Origin of the sequence: Neisseria sp. P0008.S010 (assembly GCF_051962715.1) — a bacterium.
Taxonomy (GTDB): Bacteria; Pseudomonadota; Gammaproteobacteria; order Burkholderiales; family Neisseriaceae; genus Neisseria; species Neisseria elongata.
Genome location: NZ_JBQCVA010000309.1, coordinates 1 through 266 on the forward strand (window position 1 = coordinate 1; position 266 = coordinate 266).

1 rRNA gene is annotated in these 266 nt (G+C 54.5%); it reads right to left on the reverse strand.

Features of this window, described 5'->3' with window-relative positions:
- Nucleotides 1-266, reverse strand: a 16S ribosomal RNA gene (locus tag ACTHSL_RS13720); the annotation flags it as partial.

A 266-nucleotide genomic window follows, 5' to 3' on the forward strand; every position in this document is an offset into this window, starting at 1 on the left:
GACTACTAGGGTATCTAATCCCGTTTGCTCCCCTAGCTTTCGCGTCTGAGCGTCAGATACAGTCCAGAAGGCCGCTTTCGCCACTGGTGTTCCTCCGGATATCTACGCATTTCACCACTACACCCGGAATTCCACCTTCCCCTACTGCTCTCCAGTCGGCCAGTCTTGAGCGACCTCTCCTAGTTGAGCCAGGAGCTTTCACACCCAAATTAGCCAGCCGCCTACGCACCCTTTAAGCCCAGTGAATCCGAATAACGTTCGTACGG